We start from the raw sequence: 1,824 nt of genomic DNA, 5'->3' as shown, positions 1-1,824 counted from the left end.
TCCTATTTATCAGTCTTGCATCAAAAAAATAAACGGCACAGGGCTTTTCCCATGCCGTTTCAGATTCACTTTCTATTTACGATCTTGTCTCGGAGATTAACTTAATGACATTGGCCACGTGGCAGCCCTTTTAGTCTTCAACTATCGTTACCCGTTAGCTTAATGCTACCTTGAGATTTTCCCAATCTTCTAGTAATGCCCAGGTTATTTCGGGCTCACTTTCAACTGATTTCATCGTACCCACATAAACATCGGATGAATGTTTATTCTTAGAATAATGCTCGATTATGTATTTCGTTGTGGCAGTTACATTTAATTTATCAACTAAGCCTATATCAACCCATAAGAGCTTACCTTCTTCACTCTCGCGTACAGCTATGTGCTTTGCATTTGAAAAATATACATATTGAATTCTTATTTCTGTTTCTTTAATCCGTAAAATTATGTATCTAAGTTCCAATCCTGTAAGGTCGTCGGTTGTCAGCCCAGTTTCTTCCTCAACTTCCCTCAAACATGCTTCACTCGGATTATTAATTTCATGTTTCTCTAGGTGCCCTCCAATTGGTACAACCATACCTGAAACAAAACTTGCGTTTTTTGGTTTCTCCATCATCAACAACTTATCGCCATGAATGAGAAAAGCTGCTGACATTTGCCTAAGAATAATCATTTAACCCCTCCCCCAACACAACATATTCCATATGGAGACTAAATTATCCTGCCAATTAGTTGAGCGAAGAGCTGCCACAAGGCAGCCCTTCGGCATTGAACTATCGTTCCCAGTTAGCTTAACAACTTGTTCCTCTAATTTCTCAATTCGTACAAAAAGACATTAAGTGAATTTACTTTTGTATTTTCCACGGTTTGCTCATCTTCATCTGTCACTTCCCCAAAAGGAATACCATCATGATACGGATATTTTAAAAACTCATTTATTATCGAATCAATGTTTTCCACTGTTTCAATTTCACATTTAAAAGGTAGTTTGCTATGGATGTTTGAAATAAGATTAAAGCGTAACCTTCCAGATTGCCAATCAAACCATACATAAAAAAGCATACCATGATTACAGTCTGCTTTAGTCATTTGTTCAGCTCTATTAGTAATTACATTACAAAAGAAGTTTCTTATCTCCCCAAATGTAAACTCACTAGCTAACTGTTGATTCATCGATATTGACCATGTGTTATGTGAAATTTCTTCTTCTAAGTCATCGATATCATTTCCAATGAACATCTTATCTTCTATAATTTCATCAAGTTCCTCTAGAAACTCCTCTTTGTTCATGACGCCAGCACCTTTTTATTATGCTTAATTAGCTCTCATCGCCCTTCAGTGAAACGAATGTTACTTCTCAGGAAGTGGTTTCCACTTCTCATCACGTTTATCGTTAGCGGTTGGCTTGCGATTAACACGTCCTAGTAAAAAAGCTTTTTGATATTGCCTTAATGACTGAGTATTTGCTCCCCCCTCATAATCGTGGTCGTTATATTGAATACCATCATCTTCCCAAAAACAAATATCACAGATGTCATAGGTGCCTGGTGGCTCATAGTCCAGAGTATTATAACCACAGCAAGGACATGTGTACTTCATATTTATTGCCCCCATTAAACCTAATTTACTAAGTTCAGAAACTTAAAATATTCGCGATATGATTAAACTATCCTGCCCTTTCGTATTATGAGGTCACCAGATCTTTCTGGTAGACCTCATTTTTGTGTGGTCTTAAGATAGCGGTAGCCGGGGATCGAACGTACCTGCCCGTGGGAGCCAGATCCCGAGAGCTATACCGTTCATCCCCCCTACTTGTTAAACCATGAT

3 protein-coding genes are annotated in these 1,824 nt (G+C 37.9%); all 3 read right to left on the bottom strand.

All coding sequences use genetic code 11. The features are described 5' to 3' along the window. Window positions 1–154: 154 nt before the first annotated feature. The 3 genes from AB4Z45_RS32840 to AB4Z45_RS32830 all read right to left on the bottom strand — a co-directional run bounded on the left by AB4Z45_RS32840 (window position 155) and on the right by AB4Z45_RS32830 (window position 1,596). Window positions 155–670, bottom strand: a complete 516-nt coding sequence (locus AB4Z45_RS32840) for an NUDIX domain-containing protein (protein WP_441887241.1) — start codon at window positions 668–670, stop codon at window positions 155–157. A 134-nt stretch (window positions 671–804) separates the two neighbouring features. Further along, complete coding sequence (locus tag AB4Z45_RS32835; protein ID WP_441887243.1) at window positions 805–1,287, bottom strand: hypothetical protein; 483 nt, start codon at window positions 1,285–1,287, stop codon at window positions 805–807. A 60-nt stretch (window positions 1,288–1,347) separates the two neighbouring features. Continuing rightward, the gene (locus AB4Z45_RS32830; protein ID WP_441887245.1) at window positions 1,348–1,596 is read right to left on the bottom strand and encodes a CPCC family cysteine-rich protein; all 249 of its coding nucleotides are present in this window, start codon (window positions 1,594–1,596) and stop codon (window positions 1,348–1,350) included. Window positions 1,597–1,824 lie beyond the last annotated feature (228 nt).

Source organism: Paenibacillus sp. MCAF9, from assembly GCF_052114265.1.
Classification (GTDB): domain Bacteria; phylum Bacillota; class Bacilli; order Paenibacillales; family Paenibacillaceae; genus Pristimantibacillus.
Note: the sequence above shows the minus strand (reverse complement) of the source record. Positions and strands in the feature narration are given on the sequence as shown.

Coding starts and splice junctions, on each gene's coding strand:
- AB4Z45_RS32840 (WP_441887241.1), bottom strand. CDS start 670: ATGATTATTCTTAGGCAAATGTCAGCAGCTTTTCTCATTCATGGCGAT.
- AB4Z45_RS32835 (WP_441887243.1), bottom strand. CDS start 1,287: ATGAACAAAGAGGAGTTTCTAGAGGAACTTGATGAAATTATAGAAGAT.
- AB4Z45_RS32830 (WP_441887245.1), bottom strand. CDS start 1,596: ATGAAGTACACATGTCCTTGCTGTGGTTATAATACTCTGGACTATGAG.